Source organism: Aquirufa sp., assembly GCF_044377215.1.
Classification (GTDB): Bacteria; Bacteroidota; Bacteroidia; order Cytophagales; family Spirosomataceae; genus Aquirufa.
Map to the genome: position 1 here is coordinate 1 of NZ_JBILJM010000062.1, position 3,422 is coordinate 3,422.

Below are 3,422 nucleotides of genomic sequence, written 5' to 3' on the forward strand. Positions count from 1 at the left end.
TGATGATCGTCAATAAATGCTTTAACACTTGAAAGCTTGAGATCGTAGGAGTACTTGATTTTTCTTGACATAAAAAAACACCCAATAAGTTGTCCAACTTTTTGGGTGCAGTTCATACTTCGCGTCTATTTTCAGTATTTGATTACTCGTTTCTCCCGACTACTCTCCATCGCCGCATCGATCACCCGCATGCTATTGATTCCATCTTGTACAGAAACAGCGGGTGTCGCATCGCTACGCAAAGATTGATAAACATTTTCATAAAAGGCCATAAAATCACCTTTTTCGGAAACTACCCGGTCAGGATTCGAACCATCTACATGTATCAAACCGTAATCTGAAGGACTATCCAGTCCCCACTCTTTTCCCTGTGGCTTTAGACCTGCATCTAGGTCAATTTCTTGTCGGTCCGAACGTGTCTTGATAAAACTCCCCAACTTCCCATGCAACTGAAATGCAGGAATCGGCGCTTTGAAATAATAGCCCGCTTTTAAGCGAACACGCATTTCTGGGTAATACAGTAATATCTCAAATAAATCTTCTACCTCCGTACCCGGACGTGTTTTACGCAAGTCGGCAAACACATGCGTCGGTTTTCCAAACAAATACAAGGCCTGATCTATAATATGTGGCCCCAAATCAAATATGATTCCAGCACCCGGCCCAGGAACTTCCTTATGCATTTTGGGTGATTTGATTCCATTAAAGCGATCAAAGTGGAATTCCGCTTCAACCAATTCGCCCAGTTGGCCTGATTCATATACTTTTTTCACCGTTAGAAAATCGGAATCCCAACGGCGATTTTGGTAAACAAAAATGTGCTTTCCGACCTCTGATGCTATTTTTTGTAATTCCAACGCTTCTGCTGTCGAGTTTGTAAATGCTTTCTCAACGACAACATGCTTTCCAGCTTTTAGCGCTTGAGAGGCATATTCGAAATGCGTGGGGATGGGGGTGTTGACAATAATTAATTCAATATCAGCATCTTGGATGACTTCGTCTAGCGAATCATACGAATGCGTTCCTGGATAGGCTTTTTGAATATTTTTTTGACTACGTTCGTAGGAGCCAACGAGCTCGAAGCCGGGATGAATTTCGAGGAAAGGGGCGTGAAAAATGCGTCCCGACATTCCATAGGATAATAATGCGGTTTGAATTGCTTTCATGAAGTAAAAATAAGAAATTTAGAGCTTTGATTTACAAATCTATTTAGATGAAAAATTATGCGATTGGGTTTTAGTGATTTTGGCCAACAACCCCTCGTTTCGCATATGTATACCGCATTTTGTGATGTATGATTAGCATGTTTTTTGTAAACTACGCTAGCAGAGCCGGTGACCAATGACGGCCTATTAATTAAATACTTATATTTAGGTCTATGAATCGAATAGATCTTCCCTGGATAAATCAGATAAAGCAACACAGACAGCCCGATGGACATAAAAAATCCTTTGGACATGTGTTGATTATTGCCGGTAGTTCAGGTAAAGTTGGCGCCGCGTTATTGTGTGCACGAGCAGCCTTACACGCTGGTTGCGGCATTGTGACCGCGATGATTCCCGAGGAGGGTGTCGGACCATTGTTGGCGCATAGTCCCGAAATCATGTATCGCACAGAATCAGATTTGTCGGCAATCAACCTCGACCCCTACGATGCTATCGCCTTTGGGCCGGGTTTGGGATTCTCTATTCAGGTACGTCGAAACTTAGAATTTCTGCTTCAGAATTATACGGGTCCCATCGTCTTTGATGCAGATGCATTGACTTTATTGGGATCGTACGAATCTTTGATTTCCCAAGTTAAATCCCACCATATATTAACACCACACCCGGGTGAATTTGCGCGCTTAGGAAGTTTGGAGTTTGACCCGTTGAGTCGCGAAAAACAAGCGCTTGATTTTGTTTCGACCTATTCGTGCCAATTGCTTTTGAAGGGAGCGCCAAGCATCGTGGTGACTGACTCCGGAGAATTGTATACGAATACCACGGGAAATGATGGTATGGCTACGGCAGGATCTGGGGATGTATTGACGGGTATTATTGCCGCATTATGTGCCCAAGAATATGCACCCGATGTGGCTGTTCGCCTTGGTGCTTACATTCATGGATTGTCGGGTGATTTGGCAATACAAAAAAAATCGAAGGCCAGTTTAGTGGCCTCCGACTTGATTGAACATTTGAGTGAAATTAGGCTCTTAGACTAAGATCGCTTTTGCGTATTCCACACATTTTTTCACTTCTGTTACAGCATCAGAACCTGCTGGAATTTCATATTCCAATTCGATCGTTGCCGGGAACTTGTATTTGTTTTTCTTCATGGCGGTTAGTAACTCTTTTAAAGGAGTTTCTCCCGTGCCCCAAACAAGATTCTTTGCACCATTTTCTTTTGACGTACGGTCTTTGATGTGCATGGAGGTAATGCGATCTTTTTTCGCTTCGATTAAAGCTAATAAACTAGCCGTATTATGTGGTGCACCCACAGCAATGTAGTGACCAGCGTCTAGGTTAATGGAATTGTATTTCGATTGAGCTAAGGCCTCATCGTAGACCGTATCTTTTACTTGTGTGTGGGTATGGTATCCAAAATAAATACCATGTTTCGCGCCCAAATCACCTAAGCGTTGCGTTTGTTTTGGATCAGTTGGCAATTCCATTGTCACCGATTTAGCTCCTAAAACTTTAGCAGATTTCAATGCATATTCTACTTCAGCATCTGAATTCGTTGGGCTAAATGCATTTGGTTTGTAGGCATATACGCTGATTCCAGCTTTATCCAATTTCGCACGAACTTCTTTGAATTTATCCATGGAAACGGTTTCGCGCCATGCTTTGACGTCTTCTTGATATTTTTTCATTGCCGCACGCTGCTCGTCAGTCAGCGGCTGACGCGGTTGGCCCGGAGTCCAACGCATTTGCACCGGATTAACTGGCTTACCAGCATATTCTTCTACGGCATCGCCCATTAATTCAGTGGCAGAAATTCCAGATTGTGTTAAGTAGCCAATGATTTCATCGACGGAACCAGGCATGCTTCGGAAAGAATACGTGATACAGCCAATTTGAACGCCACCAAATTTCGAATCTGGTTTAGCTGAGCCAAAAGCAAATGCGGCTGGTTTGGCAAATAAAAGGCCCAAAGAGGCAAGGGAGCCGGCAGCTAAAAATTGCCGACGGGAGTTTGCGTAATTCTTTTTCATAGATGTAAAGGTTTTAAAAATCAATAATATGAATCCTTTTTCAATTTTATATCCTTTCGGGTAAATTTTGCGACGAAAATCTGAAAAGGTTAGAGACGTGATACCTGAGGTGCACCCATTTTATTGGACAAAATTAAACAATAGATTTGACATAATGAGCTCGGTATCCCACTGGGCTCATTCCATTTAGATTCATTTTTATTCGTTCATGATTATAGTATTTAAG

Annotated in this window: 4 protein-coding genes; 1 reads left to right on the top strand and 3 read right to left on the bottom strand. The window is 42.4% G+C overall.

The window, feature by feature from the left end:
• Window positions 1–131 precede the first annotated feature (131 nt).
• Entirely contained in the window at window positions 132–1,166 is a 1,035-nt protein-coding gene (locus ACIQ6T_RS11265) for a Gfo/Idh/MocA family oxidoreductase (RefSeq protein WP_395786438.1), read from the bottom strand.
• A gap of 212 nt (window positions 1,167–1,378) precedes the next feature.
• Here ACIQ6T_RS11265 and ACIQ6T_RS11270 point away from each other — a divergent pair, with 212 nt between their 5' ends.
• Entirely contained in the window at window positions 1,379–2,203 is an 825-nt protein-coding gene (locus tag ACIQ6T_RS11270) for an NAD(P)H-hydrate dehydratase (protein WP_395786440.1), read from the top strand.
• Here the strand turns inward: ACIQ6T_RS11270 and ACIQ6T_RS11275 are convergent.
• Window positions 2,195–3,196 (bottom strand): sugar phosphate isomerase/epimerase family protein, encoded by a 1,002-nt coding sequence (locus ACIQ6T_RS11275; RefSeq protein WP_395786442.1) that lies wholly within the window; start codon window positions 3,194–3,196, stop codon window positions 2,195–2,197. The genes ACIQ6T_RS11270 and ACIQ6T_RS11275 overlap by 9 nt on opposite strands.
• 133 nt (window positions 3,197–3,329) lie before the next feature.
• Window positions 3,330–3,422: IS3 family transposase (locus ACIQ6T_RS11280; RefSeq protein ID WP_395786240.1), on the bottom strand; the 93-nt coding region annotated here is incomplete at its 5' end.

Coding starts and splice junctions, on each gene's coding strand:
- ACIQ6T_RS11265 (WP_395786438.1), bottom strand. CDS start 1,166: ATGAAAGCAATTCAAACCGCATTATTATCCTATGGAATGTCGGGACGC.
- ACIQ6T_RS11270 (WP_395786440.1), top strand. CDS start 1,379: ATGAATCGAATAGATCTTCCCTGGATAAATCAGATAAAGCAACACAGA.
- ACIQ6T_RS11275 (WP_395786442.1), bottom strand. CDS start 3,196: ATGAAAAAGAATTACGCAAACTCCCGTCGGCAATTTTTAGCTGCCGGC.